This is a genomic window from Halonotius terrestris (assembly GCF_006861665.1).
Lineage (GTDB): Archaea > Halobacteriota > Halobacteria > Halobacteriales > Haloferacaceae > Halonotius > Halonotius terrestris.
The window spans coordinates 106,676-124,614 of sequence record NZ_RKLU01000001.1 but is presented as its reverse complement, the minus strand read 5'-3'; the positions used below and the strand labels follow the sequence as shown (position 1 = coordinate 124,614).

The 17,939-nt window shown below is 64.4% G+C and carries 22 protein-coding genes and 1 tRNA gene; 19 read left to right on the top strand and 4 right to left on the bottom strand.

What is annotated here, in order from left to right:
* The 6 genes from sufB (at position 1) to EGH24_RS00645 (ending at position 5,042) form a co-directional block, all read left to right on the top strand.
* Positions 1-1,428 carry a Fe-S cluster assembly protein SufB gene (sufB, locus tag EGH24_RS00670; RefSeq protein ID WP_142978255.1) on the top strand — a complete coding sequence of 476 codons (1,428 nt, stop codon included), beginning with the start codon at positions 1-3 and terminating at the stop codon, positions 1,426-1,428.
* On the top strand, positions 1,425-2,633 hold the full coding sequence (gene sufD / locus EGH24_RS00665; protein WP_142978254.1) for a Fe-S cluster assembly protein SufD: 1,209 nt from the start codon (positions 1,425-1,427) through the stop codon (positions 2,631-2,633). The genes sufB and sufD overlap by 4 nt, the downstream gene beginning before the upstream one ends.
* A 142-nt stretch (positions 2,634-2,775) precedes the next feature.
* The gene (locus EGH24_RS00660; RefSeq protein ID WP_142978253.1) at positions 2,776-3,261 is read left to right on the top strand and encodes a ferritin-like domain-containing protein; all 486 of its coding nucleotides are present in this window, start codon (positions 2,776-2,778) and stop codon (positions 3,259-3,261) included.
* Between the two features lie 46 nt (positions 3,262-3,307).
* Entirely contained in the window at positions 3,308-3,748 is a 441-nt protein-coding gene (locus EGH24_RS00655) for a metal-dependent transcriptional regulator (RefSeq protein ID WP_142978252.1), read from the top strand.
* A 120-nt stretch (positions 3,749-3,868) separates the two neighbouring features.
* Complete coding sequence (locus tag EGH24_RS00650; protein ID WP_142978251.1) at positions 3,869-4,561, top strand: DUF4013 domain-containing protein; 693 nt, start codon at positions 3,869-3,871, stop codon at positions 4,559-4,561.
* Between the two features lie 37 nt (positions 4,562-4,598).
* Positions 4,599-5,042 carry an acyl-CoA thioesterase gene (locus EGH24_RS00645; RefSeq protein ID WP_142978250.1) on the top strand — a complete coding sequence of 148 codons (444 nt, stop codon included), beginning with the start codon at positions 4,599-4,601 and terminating at the stop codon, positions 5,040-5,042.
* Here the strand turns inward: EGH24_RS00645 and EGH24_RS00640 are convergent.
* Positions 5,039-5,221: a hypothetical protein gene (locus tag EGH24_RS00640; RefSeq protein ID WP_142978249.1), complete on the bottom strand. Its 183-nt coding sequence runs from the start codon at positions 5,219-5,221 to the stop codon at positions 5,039-5,041. The two genes, EGH24_RS00645 and EGH24_RS00640, sit on opposite strands and share 4 nt — an antisense overlap.
* A gap of 440 nt (positions 5,222-5,661) precedes the next feature.
* On the opposite strand from EGH24_RS00640, the gene EGH24_RS00635 reads away from it, so the two are divergent.
* From EGH24_RS00635 to EGH24_RS00625, 3 genes are all read left to right on the top strand, one after another.
* A complete protein-coding gene (locus tag EGH24_RS00635; protein WP_185903199.1) occupies positions 5,662-5,904 on the top strand; it encodes a glutaredoxin family protein in 243 nt (80 codons plus the stop codon).
* A gap of 61 nt (positions 5,905-5,965) precedes the next feature.
* On the top strand, positions 5,966-6,466 hold the full coding sequence (locus EGH24_RS00630; protein WP_142978247.1) for a DUF367 family protein: 501 nt from the start codon (positions 5,966-5,968) through the stop codon (positions 6,464-6,466).
* A gap of 71 nt (positions 6,467-6,537) precedes the next feature.
* Positions 6,538-7,680 (top strand): hypothetical protein, encoded by a 1,143-nt coding sequence (locus EGH24_RS00625; RefSeq protein WP_142978246.1) that lies wholly within the window; start codon positions 6,538-6,540, stop codon positions 7,678-7,680.
* Here the strand turns inward: EGH24_RS00625 and EGH24_RS00620 are convergent, their stop codons facing one another.
* Positions 7,681-8,043 (bottom strand): DUF5518 domain-containing protein, encoded by a 363-nt coding sequence (locus EGH24_RS00620; RefSeq protein WP_142978245.1) that lies wholly within the window; start codon positions 8,041-8,043, stop codon positions 7,681-7,683.
* Positions 8,044-8,207: 164 nt separating this feature from the next.
* On the opposite strand from EGH24_RS00620, the gene EGH24_RS00615 reads away from it, so the two are divergent.
* The 6 genes from EGH24_RS00615 to EGH24_RS00590 all read left to right on the top strand — a co-directional run bounded on the left by EGH24_RS00615 (position 8,208) and on the right by EGH24_RS00590 (position 14,011).
* Positions 8,208-10,604: a heavy metal translocating P-type ATPase gene (locus tag EGH24_RS00615; protein ID WP_142978244.1), complete on the top strand. Its 2,397-nt coding sequence runs from the start codon at positions 8,208-8,210 to the stop codon at positions 10,602-10,604.
* 91 nt (positions 10,605-10,695) lie between these two features.
* Positions 10,696-11,226 carry a response regulator gene (locus tag EGH24_RS00610; protein WP_142978243.1) on the top strand — a complete coding sequence of 177 codons (531 nt, stop codon included), beginning with the start codon at positions 10,696-10,698 and terminating at the stop codon, positions 11,224-11,226.
* 127 nt (positions 11,227-11,353) lie between these two features.
* On the top strand, positions 11,354-11,824 hold the full coding sequence (locus EGH24_RS00605; RefSeq protein WP_142978242.1) for an FKBP-type peptidyl-prolyl cis-trans isomerase: 471 nt from the start codon (positions 11,354-11,356) through the stop codon (positions 11,822-11,824).
* A gap of 78 nt (positions 11,825-11,902) precedes the next feature.
* Positions 11,903-12,139, top strand: coding sequence for a hypothetical protein (locus EGH24_RS00600; protein WP_142978241.1), 237 nt, complete (start codon positions 11,903-11,905; stop codon positions 12,137-12,139).
* Between the two features lie 71 nt (positions 12,140-12,210).
* Complete coding sequence (locus EGH24_RS00595; RefSeq protein WP_142978240.1) at positions 12,211-12,666, top strand: DUF7124 domain-containing protein; 456 nt, start codon at positions 12,211-12,213, stop codon at positions 12,664-12,666.
* Between the two features lie 94 nt (positions 12,667-12,760).
* Positions 12,761-14,011, top strand: a complete 1,251-nt coding sequence (locus tag EGH24_RS00590; protein WP_142978239.1) for a DUF7504 family protein — start codon at positions 12,761-12,763, stop codon at positions 14,009-14,011.
* Between the two features lie 127 nt (positions 14,012-14,138).
* Here the strand turns inward: EGH24_RS00590 and EGH24_RS00585 are convergent.
* A tRNA-Ala gene (locus EGH24_RS00585) sits at positions 14,139-14,210 on the bottom strand.
* A 470-nt stretch (positions 14,211-14,680) separates the two neighbouring features.
* On the opposite strand from EGH24_RS00585, the gene EGH24_RS00580 reads away from it, so the two are divergent.
* From EGH24_RS00580 to EGH24_RS00565, 4 genes are read left to right on the top strand one after another with little or no spacing between them, the layout of a single operon-like run.
* Positions 14,681-15,145, top strand: coding sequence for a 30S ribosomal protein S15 (locus EGH24_RS00580; protein ID WP_142978238.1), 465 nt, complete (start codon positions 14,681-14,683; stop codon positions 15,143-15,145).
* Between the two features lie 9 nt (positions 15,146-15,154).
* Positions 15,155-16,426 carry an exonuclease RecJ gene (locus EGH24_RS00575; RefSeq protein ID WP_142978237.1) on the top strand — a complete coding sequence of 424 codons (1,272 nt, stop codon included), beginning with the start codon at positions 15,155-15,157 and terminating at the stop codon, positions 16,424-16,426.
* Positions 16,419-16,808: a KEOPS complex subunit Pcc1 gene (locus EGH24_RS15560; RefSeq protein WP_246057856.1), complete on the top strand. Its 390-nt coding sequence runs from the start codon at positions 16,419-16,421 to the stop codon at positions 16,806-16,808. The genes EGH24_RS00575 and EGH24_RS15560 overlap by 8 nt, the downstream gene beginning before the upstream one ends.
* On the top strand, positions 16,805-17,458 hold the full coding sequence (locus EGH24_RS00565; protein ID WP_142978236.1) for a 30S ribosomal protein S3ae: 654 nt from the start codon (positions 16,805-16,807) through the stop codon (positions 17,456-17,458). The genes EGH24_RS15560 and EGH24_RS00565 overlap by 4 nt, the downstream gene beginning before the upstream one ends.
* Positions 17,459-17,504: 46 nt before the next feature.
* On the opposite strand, the gene EGH24_RS00560 is transcribed toward EGH24_RS00565, so the two are convergent.
* The gene (locus EGH24_RS00560) at positions 17,505-17,927 is read right to left on the bottom strand and encodes a plastocyanin/azurin family copper-binding protein (protein ID WP_142978235.1); all 423 of its coding nucleotides are present in this window, start codon (positions 17,925-17,927) and stop codon (positions 17,505-17,507) included.
* Positions 17,928-17,939: the final 12 nt, after the last annotated feature.

Below are 17,939 nucleotides of genomic sequence, written 5' to 3'. Positions count from 1 at the left end.
ATGAGCTCAAACGAAGATCTCCAAGAGACCAACACCGAAGCCCGNTTCGAGTTCAAGAAGGAGGANGCCTCCGCCTTCAAGANCGAGAANGGCCTNNNNGAGGAGACNATCCGNGTCATCNNCGANGACAANGACGANCCNGANTGGATGCTNNAGCGNCGCCTNCGNGCGNTNAAGCAGTTCCAGCAGATGCCGATGCCGACCGACTGGCCCGGGNNNCCGGACCTNAGCGAGGTNGACATCGACNAGNTCGTCCCCTACATCCGNCCNGACATCGANGTNCGCGGCGGCGNCGANNACTGGNNNGACCTCCCNGAAGANATCNANGANACCTTCGACAANCTCGGCATNCCNGAAGCCGAGAAGAACGCNCTCTCCGGTGTCGGCGCACAGTACGAGTCCGAGATCGTCTACCAGAACATGCAGGAGCGCTGGGAGGATAAGGGCGTTATCTTCTGTGACATGGACAAGGCGGTCCGTGAGCACGAAGACATCGTGAAGGAGTACTTCATGACGAAGGCCGTCCCCCCGAGCGACAACAAGTTCGCGGCGCTCCACGGCGCGATCTGGTCCGGCGGCTCGTTCGTCTACGTGCCCGAGAACACGACCGTCGACATGCCCGTGCAGGCGTACTTCCGGATGAACTCCGAGGGGATGGGTCAGTTCGAACACACGCTCATCATCGCCGAGGAGAACTCCGAAGTGCACTACATCGAGGGCTGTTCGGCCCCGAAGTACTCGGAGTTCAATCTACACAGCGGTGGCGTCGAGGTGTTCGTCAAGGAGAACGCTCACGTTCAGTACTCGACGGTCCAGAACTGGTCGAAGAACACCTACAANCTCAACACNAAACGCGCCATCGCNGAGAAGGNCGNNNNCATGGAGTGGATCTCGGGCTCGATGGGCTCGAAAGCGACGATGCTGTACCCCTCGACAATCCTCAAGGGTCGCGGCGCGTCGGACAACCACATCACCATCGCCTTCGCCGGCGAAGGGCAGGACATCGACACNGGCGCGAAGGTNTACCACAACGCNCCNNANACNAANTCGACCATCGAGTCGAANTCNATCGCGAAGGACGGCGGCCGGACGAACTACCGTGGCCTCGTCCACATCGCCGACGGTGCGGAGNACTCCANCACGTCGGTGGAGTGTGACGCGCTGATGTTCGACAACGAGTCGACCTCCGACACCATGCCGTACATGGAGATCCAGGAGTCGAAGGTCGACGTTGCCCACGAGGCGACCGTCGGGAAGATCGGCGACGAGGACGTGTTCTATCTGCAGTCGCGCGGCCTCGACGACGACGACGCGAAGCAGATGATCGTCGCCGGCTTCATCGAGCCGATCACGGAGGAACTGCCCATCGAGTACGCGGTCGAACTCAACCGNCTCNTCGAACTCGANATGGAGGGCTCACTCGGATGAGCGTGCAGGTACCAGCCTCCATCTCCGCGGAGACCGTCGAGGAGATCTCGGCGGCCCGTAACGAACCCGACTGGCTGCTCGAACGCCGCCTCGACGCGCTCGACAGCCTCGATTCGCTCGACCTGCCGGACGTGATCCACACGCCCGGTCGCCGATGGACCGACCTCGAATCGCTGGATTTCGAGGAACTCGTCGACCCCCGCGATCAGTCCGACGAGACCGTCCGCGAGGATGTCGAGGGTGCGACCGTCCTCTCCTTCGCGGAGGCACTCGACGAGCACGAGGACCTCATCGAGGAGCACTTCGGATCGGTCGTCGATCCCGAGCGCAACTATCTGACCGCGCTGTCGACCGCGCTGTTCACGACGGGAACGGTCATCTACGTGCCCGAGGGCGTCGATGTCGAGGACATCACGATCCGCGCGGAGATGAACTCCCGGTCGCTATTCAGCCACACGCTCGTCGTCACCGAGAAATCGTCGTCAGCGACGATTCTGGAGTCTATCGAATCCGGCGACGACGTTGATGGGGATCGGTTCTTCAGCAACATCGTCGAAGTCAGCGCGGGCGAGAACAGCTACGTGCAGTTCGGCTCGCTACAGGACCTCGACGAGGACACCTACCACATCACGCTCAAACGCGGGACGACCGACACCTACTCGACGATCAACTGGATCGAGGGCAACATCGGCTCCCGGCTCACCCGCTCGGACGTCGAGACCAGTCTCGACGGCGAGGGCTCGGAAACCAAGGTCGTCGGCGCGTTCTTCGGCCACGAGGACCAGCACCTCGATATCAACGCCCGCGTCTGGCACAACGCCGAGAGCACCACCGCCGATCTCGTCACCCGCGGCGTCCTCGACGACGTGGCGCGCTCGGTCTACGAAGGTGTCCAGGACGTCGGCCGCGACGCCTGGAACACGAGTTCCTACCAGCGTGAGAACACCCTCATGCTGTCGGACGACTCTGAGGCCGACGCCTCACCCAAACTAATCATCAAGAACCACGACACCGAGGCCAGCCACTCGGCGACCGTCGGCCAGGTCGACGCGGAGGACATGCTGTACATGACTTCCCGATCCATCGACCCGAACACCGCGCGCAACATGCTCGTCGAGGGCTTCTTCGTGCCGGTGCTCGAAGAGATCGATGTCGAGGAGTTCCGCGAGGACCTCTCGGATCTGATCATCGAACGGCTCGACTGACGCTTCCTTTTCGACACCTTTCGCCGCTGTTTTCGCGTCGCTCACGTCGCTGTTCGCCGTTACCGACGCTGAAAAGGGAAAGCGGTAAGTTCGCCCACCGACCAGATACGGGTATGCCAACGGCCGTACGGGGCGGAAACCAATGAGTCTCCAACAGCGCGTCGACTCCGACCAGCAGCTCGCACGGCTGTTGCAGATCGGAATCGTCCTCGAAGAGGTGACCGAGTCCCGCGCCAACAACCACCGCGAGTCGTTGCCGGAGCCCGACGACGAGCTGGAGTCGCTGCTGGCCGAGGCGGCCGAGGAGTCGGCGGCCCACCGCGACCGGCTCGACACCCTCATCGCCGGCCTCGCGGCTGACAGCATCCCCTTCGACGAGATCGACGCCCTCGTCGAGGCCAGCTACGGCCAGACGAAACCCGAGGACTTCGATGGCGTCCTCTACGACCAACTCTGCAACGAGGAGACGGCCTACAAGTTCTACGACGACGTGATCGAGGCCATCGAGGCCAGCGACGCGACGTTCTCGGTCGACCGCGACCACCTGCTGTCGGTCCTGCGGGAACTCCGAGAGGCCGAGCACGACGCCGTCGAAACAGTCACCAACGTTATGGAGCAACGCGAATGAGTCCCCACCAACCCGTGACACCCCCGACAGCACCGGAGGCACAGCGATGAATACGGCCGCCCAGTACCTCAAGGCGATTTACATCATTCAGGAGCAGGACAACAGCCCCGCCGCCACCGGCCGTGTCGCCGAGATGCTCGACGTGAGCCCCGCNAGCGCCAACGAGATGATCGGCAAGCTNNANGACNGCGGNCTCGCCGANCACGAGAAGTACAANGGCGTCTCGCTNACCGACGANGGNATCNNNCAGGCCCGCGANGCGCTGNAGACCTACTGCATCATCGAGCGNTTCCTGATCAACGTTCTCGATGTCGAGGACTTCCGCGGGGAGGCCCAAGCTCTCGAAAGCGTCATCGACGGCACCGTCGCCGAACGGTTGGATACGATCATCGACCGGAAATCGGAGTGTCCGGACTGTTTCGATCCGGAACTCGACGCCTGCGGTTGTCTCGACGTGGAACCGCTCGAAGAAGCCGCCGCCGACTGAACGACCAAAGCAACGTTCTCGTTTTCGGAATCGATGGTCGGTCCGTTGTGGCGTGGGTAATCTCAGTGTACGGGCTGAAGCCAGCAGCTAACGATATATCCGGCAGGCCGAGATAGTCGTATGGAATTCGAGCGTGTTCTCAAATATCCGATGCGGAGTGACGAGTGGCAAACAACCGTGTTGATCGGTGGGCTCCTCGTTCTCTTCGGAGCCCTCCTCCTGCCGCTGTTCGTCGTCTACGGCTATCTCGTCGGAACGATCCGTGAGTCGCTCGCGGGTGCGTCGCGTCCGCGACCGTTCGGTGACTGGCGCAGGCTCCTCGTCGAGGGCGCGCAAGCGTGGCTTATCAGCGTGGTCTACCTGCTCGTCCCGGCTGTTGTCGGCGCGCTCACTGTCGCGGGGTCGACTGCCGCCTTCGCCAGCGGCAGCAACGCTGGCGGCGTGCTCGGGGCCGGCGGGCTGCTCGTCGGCGTCGTCGCAACCGTCGTCCTCACGTTGCTGTTCGGCTACGTCTCGGTCGTCGGCATCGTCAACTTCGCCCGCGAGGAGCGGTTCGGAGCCGCCTTCGACAGTGGCGTCATCCGGGCAGTCGCGTTCGACCGCGCGTATGCGGTCACGTGGCTCGCCTCGGTCGTGATCGTCCTCGCTGCTGGACTCGTCAGTGCCATCCCTGTTGTCGGCTGGCTGCTCACGCCGTTTGCCAGCTTCTACGCTGCGGTCGTCGCGGCCAACCTCTGGGCTGACGGGTTCGCCCAAGCCCGCGACGTAACGGCCGACCACCGAAGTCAGCGCGACGAGGACCCGGCTGTCTGAAGCCACTGTTTTCCGTCCCGCTGTTCTCGCCGTGGATATGCCGACGCCCGAGGATACCTACATCGAGAACCGCCACCGGATCCAGCCGAACCATACCAACAACTACGAGACGGCCCACGGGGGCAACGTGATGAAGTGGATGGACCAGACCGGCGCGCTGTCGGCGATGCGGTCGGCGGGCGAACCCTGCGTCACCGCCAGCATCAATCAGATGAACTTCGAGCGGCCGATCCCGCAGGGCGATACCGCCGTTATCGAGTCCTACGTGTTCGAGCACGGCAAGACGAGCGTCAAAGTCCGGCTCCGGGCCTACCGCGAACAGCCACGCACCGGCGAGCGCGAACTCACGACCGAGAGTGTCTTCGTCTTCGTCGCTATCGATGAAAACGGAAAGCCGACGCCGGTGCCGGAGCTCCGGATCGAATCAGCCCGAGACGAGAAACTCCAGCAGGACGCCCGCGAGTGGGCAAACAAGAACTAATCCATTCGGTCGCGGATCGTCACCGTGGCCCCACAGCGCGGGCACTCGTAGACCGAACAGTCGGTCTTCTCGTGGACGATCCACCGCCCCGTCGGGGCAGCCTGATAGTCACAATCCTGACAGAAAAGCAGGGTCTTGCGACCATCAGTCGCCTGTTTTGGGGAGGGCACTTGGTTCATACCCACCCGTAGTCGCTCGACGGATATAACCCTGTTTGCAATGATTGTTCAGCCGGTACAGCGGCTATACCTCCTGTTTATCGCACTGACCGCCGCGACCGAGTACCCCCGCTAGCCACCCCGTTCCGGTCGCGTGTGGCCGCTCCTGTCGTCGCTGGCGTCCCCCCTGCACGCCGGCTCAGAGCGATTCCCACTCGCGGTCGATGGCGTCCTTGAGCCGCTCGGCCTCCTCAGTTTCCGGGCCGATCCGGTAGTCGTCTGTCCCCATGTTCATTGTACCGGATTAATCAACCAACCCGCAGTATAAGAAAACCAGTCAGACATACGTCACGCCTTCGTGCGACATCGACGCCATACAAAGATGTCAGTTTCCAATCGGTTATGCACCGGTGATACACAACAGAGACATGTATAACCCCGTTACAGCACACGATACAGCTATGGCAGAAATAGATCTCTACGATCGCCCCGACTGCCCGTATTCGAAACGCGTCCGCCGCGTCCTCGACGTGCTCTCCGTCGATTACGAGGAAACGATCGTCCCCAGCGACAAGGACGACCGCGACGAGTTGGAATCCTTGACCGGCCAGCGCGGCGTCCCGGTGATCATCGACGACAACCACCCCAACGGCCTCTCCGGCAGCGGTGACATCGCCGACTACATCAAAACGAACTACGAGTAAGTCGCGCCCCCACCGTCGAACGCGCTGTTTTTGGTCGTCGCTCACGGACCCACAGCCAGCCGTGGAGCTACACATCCGGTATGCGGGCGACGACGACCCCGAGAAGTGCACCGCCCGCAAGCTGGCACGCTTCGAGTTGGCGACGCTCCACCGAAGCCACGAAGCCACGCCCTACGGCGTCGTGCTCAATCCCCACGCCGAGCAGGCCCTCTCGCCAGCCGACCGCGAAATCGCCAGCGACGGCGCGCTCGTCGCCCTCGATTGCTCGTGGGAATCCGCCGGCGAAGCCCGCTTCTCGCTGGCCGGTGAGCACCGTGCCCTCCCGTATCTCGTCGCTGCCAACCCGGTCAATTTCGGCCGGCCAATGGAACTCACGACGGTCGAAGCCCTCGCCGCCGCGCTCTCCATTTTCGGCGAAGATGAGCAGGCCGAAGCGATTCTCAGCAAGTTCACGTGGGGTGAGACGTTTCTCGAACTCAACGCCGAACCCCTCCAGCGGTACGCCGACTGCGACGATTCCAGCGAGGTCGTCGCCGTTCAGCAGGAATACCTCGACCGCTGAATCGCGCACTGTAATCCTTGACTGTCGACCGGAACGAACAAGCTATCACTCCCGGTGCAAAGAACCAGCTAATGGACAGCGCGGTCTCGGAGCGAACGCTGGCCGACCACCAGCGCGTCTTCGACCGGATCTGGCGACAGTATCCCGACCGACAGAATCGGAGTTCCTCGTCGTGGTGGTGGTTCATTCTCTTCCCCGAGGGCGAGGACGGATACGGGCCACAGCAGCTGATGTTTTCGATTGCCGCCCGTGCGGGCGATCGAATCCGCGTCAACGGGATTCCGATGACCGGGTTCGATCTCGACCGCGACACCTCGGCTGGCGTCGACACGTTCAACGCGATCTCGGTCGGCTGGTACGGCGACGACGAAACCGTCCACGAGGGACTGGTCAATCAGCCGGCGACGGCCACGCTGTCCCGCGATGGCTCCATCGAGGCGTGGACAGAGACCAACGACGGGCGACGGGGCAGCGAGATCAGGGCCGCGACAGATCGCCCGTTGGGGCTGGAGGCCACGTTCGTCGGCGACAACGGTCGGGCCGACTTCGAGGCGTGGGGCGACCTGGAGAACAGTGTCGACTCGCCAGTCCAAGCGATTGACGACTGGTCGACCGACCTCGTTGCGTGGCGACGCATGCAGTTCGAGGGTGAATTCGACCTCCCCAGCGGGACAGAGCGGCTCTCCGGGCTGTGTTACTTCCAGCGCGTCTGTCTCAACGTCCCGCTGTTTCCATGGAAATGGGTCTGGGCCTTCTTCCCCGACGGCACCGCGTTTTCGGCGTTCGTCCCCTTCCTCGGCCCGCAACTGCTCCGCCGCGGCTATCGCTTCTTCGACTCGACACGGCTCGAACGGTTGACCGTGCCGATTCGGCAGTCCGGGCTGTGGGAGTCGGCGACCGGCGACCGGATCGTCGAGTTCGATTCGGCAACCATCGAGCCGGTGTTCAGCGGTGGGGACCACCCGGACTTCGAGGTCAGCGTCAGCGATGGCGCGGGGAATCGTGTGGCGTTCGACGCTGCCAGCTACGGCCATGCCCGAAACTACATTGATCGACCACTGCTCGGCGGGGCCCTCGACAGCCACTGGAGCTACAACGAGTATCTGTTTCGGACGACGAACCTCCGCGGACGGATCGACGGCGACCCGATCACAACGGCGACGACCGGACAGGGGTTCGGGACCTTGGAGTACGCGTGTGGCCTCGGGCTGTGACTACGCGACGAGCGCGCCGATCCCGCCGGCGATCGCGCTATCGATTGCGAGCAGCACTGCGATACCGATCCCGGCGACGAGGATGCCGCCGAAGCCGAGCAGGCCGCCGAACGGGCCGCCGACGGCGACGCCGAGGACGCCAACGACGAGCGCGAAGACGCCGGCGACGGCAACGCCGGCGATCGAGCCAGCGAGCAGGCCGTGCCACGCGCCGCTGGCGAAGCTGCCGCCGGCGACGTAGCCGGCTGCGAACCCACCGATCAGGCCCGCGCCAATGTGGCCGACGATCGGGACGCCCGTCGCCAACGCGCCGGCGACGAACAAGACGACGAAACCGATGCCGACCGCGCGCCAGTTTGTCATACCGGCCAGAGGCGGCCGGGCCGCAAAAGCCCGCGGTTCCGCCGTGGTGCCATCGAGTTCTCCGCTCGGTTACTAACGCTGGTGCCGCGACAACCAATCTTTCTAGTAACAACCGCGCTATTTAGCAGTTGAGTTAATAACTATCGAGCGTTTAGCCTCTCCTAATGAGTGATCACACGTCGGATTCGGCGCAGTCGGCCCCACCGGATTCGACCCAGCCAGCTGCGGATGACGCTGCCGACAGCGACCGCGAAAGCCTCTCGCTGTCGGTGCCGTCGATGGACTGTCCGTCCTGTGCCGGCAAAGTCGAATCCAGCGTTGCGAAACTCGACGGAATCACCGACATCGATCCCCGAACCACCTCGGGGACGCTCGTCGTCGGCTACGATCCCGACCGGACGACACCCGAGGCGATCCGCGGCCGCGTCGAGGCCGCCGGCTACGAGATCGTCGACGCCGACGAGCCCTACGACCCGCTGGCGATCTGGAAAAGCGGCCGGGCGATCCGCACCGCGATCGGGGGTGTGTTGCTGCTGGTCGGAATCGTTCTCGAATGGGTCGTCCCGGCAGCGAACCCGACGCTGGCGACCGTCTTGGGCGCGGAGATCGGCCTCGATTCGGTCGCGTACGTGCTGGCGGCCGCCGCACCCGGGGTGATCATCCTGCGGAACGGCTACGCCTCGGCGCGAAACCTGAGCCTCGATATCGACCTGCTGATGGCCGGCGGCATCCTCGGCGCGCTCGCAGTCAACCTTCCGTTCGAGGCGGCGACGCTGGCCGTGCTGTTCAGCATCGCCGAACTGCTCGAACGCTACTCGATGGATCGCGCCCGCGGCTCCCTGCGGGAGTTGATGGCACTCTCACCGGAGACCGCGACCGTCCGACGCGACGGCGAGGAGCAGGTCGTCGCCGCCGAGACCGTCGAGATCGGCGACCGGGTGATCGTCCGGCCGGGCGAGAAGATCCCCGTCGATGGCGTGATTCGGGAGGGCAACAGCGCGATCGACGAGTCGCCCATCACCGGCGAGAGCGTGCCCGCCGACAAGGGACCGGGTGCTGAGGTGTACGCGGGTAGCCTGACCGAGGCCGGCTACATCGAGATCGAGGCAACCGCGTCCGCGGCCGAATCGACGATCGCCCGCGTGATCGACCTCGTCGAGGCCGCCGAGGGCGAGGACACCGAAACCGAACAGTTCGTCGACCGCTTCGCCGCGGTCTACACGCCGATCATCGTCGCTGCCGCGTTGTTGACGATGACCGTCCCGCCGCTGGTTGTGGGTGGCCCCTTTACGGAATGGTTCGTCCGCGGGCTGACGCTGCTGGTGATCGCCTGCCCGTGTGCCTTTGTCATCTCGACGCCCGTCTCGGTCGTCTCCGGGTTGACGAGCGCGGCGCGCAACGGCGTCCTCATCAAGGGCGGGACGCACCTCGAAGCGATGGGCGATGTCGAAGCGGTCGCCCTCGATAAGACGGGGACGCTGACGACCGGCGATCTCGGCGTCACCGACGTGCTCCCGCTCAACGGCAACACGGAAAAGGACGTGTTGGCCTGTGCAGCCGCCTTAGAGGGCCGCAGCGAACACCCGATCGCCGACGCCATCGTCGACCGCGCCGAGGAAGCAGCGGACGGGACCGACGACCGGTCTGTCGAGGGCTTCGAGGCTCTGACCGGCGAGGGTGTCCGCGCGGAACTCGACGGCATCACCCACTACGCCGGCAAGCCGGAGCTGTTCGCGGATCTCGGCTTCGACCTCGATCACGCGCATCTGGAAACCGACGGCGGACTGGCGGCCGGCGCGGTCGATGCCGACGCCGACGGCGACACCGACGGGGACGCGGACTCGCCCGTCGTTGCCGACGAGATCGCTGACTGCGAACACGGCCAGTACCTCGACCTGCTCAGCGAGACAATCCCGCGGCTCCAACAGGCGGGCAAAACCGTCGTCCTCGTCGGCACCGACGAGGAGTTGGAGGGCCTGATCGCTATCGCCGACACGGTCCGTCCCGAAGCTGCGTGGGCCGTCGAGCGGCTCCGAGCCAACGGGATCGAGCGGATCGTCATGCTGACCGGCGACAACGAGCGAACCGCCCACGCCATCGGCGAGCAGGTCGGCGTTGACGAGGTACGGGCTGGCCTCATGCCCGAGGAGAAGGTCGATGCCGTCCGCGAACTCCGGGAGGCACATCCGGGCGGCGTGGCGATGGTCGGCGATGGCATCAACGACGCGCCCGCGTTGGCGACGGCGACCGTCGGGGTCGCCATGGGCGCGGCCGGCACCGACACCGCACTGGAGACCGCCGATATCGCGCTGATGGCCGACGACCTGACGCGACTACCGTACCTCTCGGTGCTCTCGACACGCGCCAGCGGCGTCATCCGGCAGAACATCTGGTCGAGTCTCGGCGTGAAACTCCTGCTCGCGGTCGCCGCGCCGTTCGGCTACGTCTCCGTGCTGGGGGCCATTGTCGTCGGCGACATGGGGATGAGCCTCGGCGTGACGGGCAACGCCCTCCGGCTGGCCGGCGTCGAACCCGAGGAGCCGCCCGCAGTCGAGGACTGACCGACCGAGAGCACTACTGCGGCTCGCCGGCAGTTTCGATATTGAGAATCGGGCAGGGAGGCTTTTATTTCAGTTTCCCCATCCTCTGGTAATGGTCGAAGCCGACTCGCCGCGTATTCTGGTCGTTGAGGACGAGCCCGACTTGGCGGATCTGTACGCGACGTGGTTACGAACTGATTACGATGTCGACACGGCCTACGGCGGCCCCGAGGCACTTGACGCGTTGGGACCGGCGACCGATGTCGCCCTGTTGGACCGCCGGATGCCCGAAATGCCCGGCGACGAGGTCCTCGCGGAGATCCGCGAGCGAGACCTCGACTGTCGCGTAGCGATGGTCACCGCCGTCGAGCCGGATTTCGATATCATCGAGATGCCGTTCGACAGCTACCTCGTCAAACCACTCGCCAAGCAGGGGCTGGAAAACACGGTGGCTGACCTCCTTTCACGAGAGTCCTACGACGAACCCGTCCAAGAGCTCATCACGCTGCTGAGCAAGCGGAAACTGCTCGAAGGCGAGAAGGACCCCTACGCGCTGGAGGACAGCGACGCCTATCAGGACCTCCTTGACGACATCGAGACCCTTCGAGAAACGGTTGACGCGCCGGCCGAGGCACTGCAGTAACGCCGCCGCGCTCCGCCTCCGTCGGCCGTCGGCCGCATCCCAAAGCGGCGAGCCGTTTCTGACTCCGTTGTGATCGGCTCGCGACCCGTATCCCAAGGATTATTTTCGCCGCTATCGTTTCACGAACATGACAATCGAATCCGGCGACGAAGTCGTGATCGAGTACACCGGCCGTGCCGACGACGGGACGGTATTCGACACCTCACGCGAGGATGTCGCTGCCGAGTCGGGGCTGGCTGAGGCCCAACCGGAGCGAGAGTTCACGCCGCTGACTGTCTCGGTCGGTGCTGGCGAGGTTATCGACGGCATCGAGGAAGCCCTGCCGGGACTCTCGGAGGGCGACACCGAATCGATCGAAGTCCCGCCGGAGAAGGGCTACGGCGAGTGGTCCGAAGAGCATGTCCGGGAGTACGAAACGGAAGAACTCACCGCCACGCTCGGCGGGCAACGGCCGGAGGTCGGCCAGTACGTCGAAACCGAGCAGGGCGCGGCCGCTGAAATCACCCACGTTGACGACGACGTTTCGAAGGTCGATTTCAATCCGCCGCTGGCCGGGGAAACGCTACACTTCGAGATCGAAGTCGTCGCCGTCAACTAAGCGAGACGCCGCTGGCTGCTGCTCGCAGCGTGTGCCAGCAACTACTTCTTTCTGTACTGCCTCGTGAGAGGCGTTCCGATGACACACTACAGCAGCAACGAGGTCGACCGCCTGCTCACCATCCTCGATGACCAACTCGCCGCCGGCGAGAGCGTCCAGATCAGCGAGACGGAGATCACACGCTGTTCGACCGAGCGGCCGCTGTATACGCTCGATACCTACCAAGCTGGCACCGTCGTCTTCGATAGCAGCGACCTCTCGACGACGGCCGAGTTCGGGCGGCTGCTCGCTGACGCGAAGGACGGCTCGTTGTGATCGTGAGTCGCTGCTGCTTTGCCGGATGACGGCGATATCTCGCTCAGCTACCGTGCGACTGGACACCCACGATGAACTCCGATACAGAGGATGGAATGACCGACGATAGCGACACCGAGGCGGGAACCGTAACCCTCGCCTTTTCGCTGTCGGCCATCGAGCGACTCGACGATCCGGCGGCCGTCTTCGCGGACGCAGAGAACTGGAGCCGGTCGATCGGGATCATCGACGACGACACCGACCGGATCAAGCAGGTCGTTGCCGAGTACGATCTGCGACAGGATTTCGACATGGAGGGCCGCGACAAATGGTTCGTCCTCGAAGAGCTCTGCGAGACGGAATCGACGCCACGACACGTCTATGTCGGTGCGAGCGACGCTGATATGCGGGTGTCAACCCTCTTTTGTTGGGAGTACGTCCGCGTTGCTGAGGCCGCCGAGAAATCCGACTGGGCACTCGCTGAGCCGCGATCCGAGCGTGGGATCGTCGGCCGCGTTCTGGCCGCCGTTCGAGCCCTGTTCGAGTAGCTGCTATGACGATTGATCCTGCGTCTGCGGCGTCGCTATCGGTGCCTCGGTCTCTGTCGCTAGCACTTTTTGTCTGGGCTCAGTATTTGCTTGTATGTCCGATGTCTCCCGTCTCCTCTATGTTGACAGTGACACCGATACGGCAGCCTCCCGCGCAGCGGTGCTCTCCGATGAGTACGGGTTTGAGGTCTATACCGCCGGGGACATCGATACGGCGACGACGGCGTTGCAGACGAACGCGATCGAGTGTGTGATCAGCGAGTTCGAACTCGGCGACGCCGATGGCTTCGATCTCCTCTCGCACATTCGCTCGGATTACGGCTCGCTCCCGGTGATTCTGCTGACTGACGACGAGCCAACCACCGTCGATAGCGGGGCGTTCAAATCCGGCACGACGGCACTGTTTCGGCGGTCGGAAATCGACGACTCCTTTGATCCACTGGTCGATCGGATTCACGAACTCCATCGTCAAGCCACCGAGCGGCAGGAGACGGTCGGCGTCGACGACGCCGCTGGCGGGGGGAGAGAAGCAGATCGTGGTGAAGCCACATCGGCTGGTGGCGCGGCACAGCGTGAGCAGTCAGGTGCGACGATCCCGCTCGATTCGCTCCTCGATGCGTGGGCAACCGGTGACTTGCGCCGCGAGCGGCTCGAAGCTCTCGGGAAAGACGAGCTGATTACGCTCCTCTTGGAGCTTCAGGACATGTCGATTGCGGCCGCCGATGACGTTGATGCGCCGCATCCGACCGCCGCCGAGTCAGGCGTGTCCGAACGGCCCCCCAATCTCGATCTTTCTCCGGGAACCAAATTTCTCGTTCAATCGACCGGCCAAGACGACCGCAAATACGACCTCCATCGAGATCTGCTCGGGCTCGACGACGAGCACGCGCACAACGTGTTGCTCATCCGGTATCGACCCTTCCCGCCGGAGCGTCTCGAAACGATCGCTTCCAACGCCCTGAACGTGACTGTCATCTCCGTCGGGTGTCACCAGCCGATACCGCCAGCGGTGCGGGATTCGATCGAGACGATCCGTATCACCAATCCGGGCGACGTTCGTCGCTTGGGGATTTTGGCGACCAGAATCGTCAATCAGTGGCGGAAGCTCACTGCCGGAATCCGTGTCTCGATCGATCCGCTCCAGACGCTGTTCAACTACAAAGCGGTCGAAGCCGTCTTCAGGTTCATGCACGCCCTCTTGGGCAAGCTCAGTTCACGCGGTGCAGTAACACAAGTCCATGTGAATCCGTCGGCAGCCGGCGTCCAGAACACGAATACGATCAAGATGCTGTTCGATTATCTGCTGACGGTTGATTCCCAAGGCGTTACCCTCGAAGATATTTGATCCGACTGTTGGTGCCAAATTTGTTTGCGCTGTGTGAACTCGGCGGGACTCCCGCGAGCGAACGCAGTGAGCGAGTGGGAGTAAGCCGAGTCCATCGGAGCGACTGAGTGAAACGAAGGAGCGAGAATGGACTCGGCGGGATTTGAACCCGCGGCCTTCCCCGTGCCAGGGGGATGATCTACCGCTGATCTACGAGCCCGCAACGCAATCTGTCGTTCCCCGGTTTTGGTATTAAGGCCTTCGACTCGGGGTTGGAACTGAATTTTCTCGGTTAATCCTTTGTAGGTGAGACCATCCAGAAAGCCCTCTGATCTCTCGACTCCCGGGACTCGCTGCGCGCTTCGTCGCTCGCGGTGCTCGCTCCTGCAGTGCTTGCGTCGTCCGGGTTCGTCGAGAGACCCTCGCCCTTTCAGTCCACCAGGAAAGCGGATGCTGAGTACGCATAGCGGGCTGAATCCTCAGGCGACACGAATAGAAAGCCCTTAACGCCCACAGCGGGGAAATGCCGGTGGGAACAGCACAGTCGTAACTCTGACTCGCCCACATGGGCTTGGGATTGCGACAGTGCGCCACCAGCCGGACGGCGGGTGTGGCCGCCGCGCCAGAGCCCCCTGTCTCGGCTGTGTGGACACGTCGTTTCTGCGGCCTGTGCCGTTCCAACCNNTAACAATGGCACGAATGCANACCCGNCGNCGNGGCTCGTCCGGTTCGGACNNNCCGNCGGCAGACGANCCNNCGGANTGGAGNGANGTNGACGCCGACGCNATCGAGGANCGCGTCGTCGAACTNGCCGAACAGGGTCACGACCCCAGCGTCATCGGAATGAAACTCCGCGACGAGGGCGTCAAAGGCACGCCGATCCCGAACGTCAAACTCGCCACCGGCAAGAAGGTCGGCGAGATTCTCGAGGACAACGACGCCGCGCCGGAGCTCCCCGAGGATCTCCGGCGGCTCATGGAGCGCGCAATCAACCTCCGTGAGCACCTCGCGGACAACGGCCAAGACCACCAGAACAAACGCGCACTCCAGAACACGGAGTCGAAGATCCGTCGTCTCGCCAACTACTACCGCGGCGACGAGATCGACGCCGATTTCAACTACAGCTACGAGCAAGCGCAAGAACTCCTCGGATAAGGATTCACGATGTCGGACTCCCGGACTGACGCCGCAGCCGCTCCCGATCCCGACGCCGCCAGCAGGGTGGCCTCGGCGGTAGCGGCCGCGCCGTTCGTCCGCATCTTCGGTCACGCCGACGGCGACGCACTCGCCGCTTGTGGCCTGCTGGCGGTCGCACTCCGCGACCGGGAGATCCCGTTCCGCGTCCACGTCTCGGCGGATCCGGCTGGCGACGCCGTCGCCGTCGAAACTGCCGAGGACGACAGTAGCGAAGCCGGCGCGACCGACGCTGACGCCGAGAGCCGAACCGTTGTCGTCAGCCGCGGCCAGCGCGGCCCTGCTGACCTCGCGGTACCGGCCCGCGGCGACCGCCAGCCGGCCAGCGTCGCGGCCGCGGCGATCAGCCGCGAACTCGGCGTCGATCCCGACCCGGTACTCGCCTTGGCGGGCGTCATCGCCGCCGGCGAGACGCCCGGCGGAGCCGGCAGCGACGACCTCCTCGCGGCAGCCCAAGCGGCTGACCTCGTCGAGCGTCGTCCCGGCGTTGCGGTGCCGACTGCGGACCTCGCCGCCGACCTCGCCCACTCGACGCGATTCGACGCGCCGTTTTCGGGCGATGGCGACGCCGCACGCGACCTCCTCGCCGACCTCGGCATCCCGACCGATTCGGACGCCGAGATCGACGAGGAAATGCGGACAGCCATCGCCTCGGCTGTCGCCGTCGAAGCGGCAACCGCCGACTCGGCCGCCCCACAGGCCGCCGAGTCGGTCGGGGACGCACTCCGACCGTACGCGACGCCGACCGCGCCGTTCGCCACGCTCGGCGGCTACGCTGACGTGTTGTCAGCACTCGCCTGCGAGGCACCGGGCGCGGCGGTGTCGCTGGCGTTCGGCGCGCCGGGAGCCGTCAGCGAGGCGGTCGATGTCTGGCGCGATCACGCCGCTGCGGCGCATGCCGCACTCGACTCGCCGACGACGGGTCGCTACGAGGGCGTCTACGTCCTCCGTGTCGAGACGGACCGACCGTCGGTGTTGCCGATGGTCGCCCGCCTCGCCCGCGTGTTCCGCTCGCCGGAACCCGTCGCGCTCGTCGTCACCGATGAACCGGTCGACGGCCGCCGGCGGGCAGCCCTCGCGGCAACCGAGCCACGCGGGCTCGCCGACGCGACGGCGACCGTCGCCCGCGAGCTCGCTGCCGACGCCGGCGGGACGCCGACGCAGGCGACACTCGACGTTGCCGGCAGCGTCGCCGACGGTGAGTTGATCGCTGCGGTCAGGGAGGCACTCGACGATGACTGACGCCACCACTCACACCGCGGTCGCCTGCAGCGCGACTGTGACGACCGAGTACGGGACACCGACGCGCGCCGAGCGCGTCGCCCGCGCGGTCGGCCCCGACAACACCGCGTCGATGACGACGCGGGTCGAGTCGGCGACCGTGACGACTGAAATCGACCGCGATACCACCGGCGGGCTGCAGTCAACCGTCGACGACTACGTCGTCAACCTCGGCGTCGCCGAGGCAGTGCTTGACGCAGTAGACCACGCAGCCGACGCGGATGCTGGCGACGTTGGTGACGACGCCATCGACGCGGCCGACGCTGACACGGAATCCGACATTGCTCCGACCGAGGCCAGCACAGCAGCCGAAACCACGACAGACGAGACAACCCAACTATGAGCGAACGATCAGTATCCAAGCAGCAACAGGACGGAAAACGATGGTACACCGTACAGGCCCCCGAGCAGTTCGACCGGGCCGAACTCGGTGAGACCATCGCAGCAGAGCCACAGCAGGTCGTCGGCCGCACGATCGAGACGACCCTCGGCGACATCAAGGATGACGCCGGATCAGACAACACCAAACTCACGTTCAAGATCGACGACGTGGGCTCGGATACGGCCTACACCGAGTTCATCAAACACGAGCTGACCCGAGATTACCTGCGGAGCCTCGTGCGACGCGGTGCCTCGAAAACTGAGGCCAACATCACGGTCGTCACGACCGACGACTACCGCGTGAAGATCCAGCCGGTCGCCTTCACGACGAAGAAGGCCGACAACAGCCAAGAGCACGCCATCCGGCGTGTCATGATCGACCTCGTCGAGGAAGCCGCCGCGGAGCGAACCTTCGAAGAGCTGGCCGACAGCGTTATCGAAGGCCGCCTCTCGTCGGCGATCTACGGCGAGGCCAAACAGATCTACCCGCTGCGGCGCGTCGAGGTCACGAAGCTCGAACTCGAAGCCCGCCCCGAAGAGCTGGCCGAAGAGGAAGCGACCGCCGTCGATGTCGACGAAGAAGACATCGCCGACGACGTCGCCGACGACTAAGCCGGCAGTCGAATTTTCGCTTTTCTCATCGTCCAGCCAGCGACGGCTATTCGACGATGATCGTCCCGATCATCCCGCCGGTTTCGTGCGGGAGACAGACGTAAGAATACTCGCCGGCGACCTCGAAGGTGTGGCTGAACGTCTCGCTCGTCCCGATCAGTCCCTCGTTGTCACCCTCCCACGCCTCGCGGGCGGCTGCCTCGCTGTCGTAGCCGCCGCTGGCGAAGAAGGCCGCGCCGTCGGGGAGGGTGTCCTCGTAGGCCGTCACCGTGTGCCCGCGCGCCGAGGTGTTGCGCCAGACGATCGTCGTGCCGACATCGACCCGCAGCGTTTCGGGCGCAAACGCCGACGTTCGCATCCCGATGTCGTACTCACCGCGCGTGAACGCACTGAGACAGCCGGCGAGACCGCCCGTTGCAGCCGTGCCAAGGGCCGCCAGCATCCGCCGTCGCGTCCGCGACTGCGTCATGTGAACTGGTAG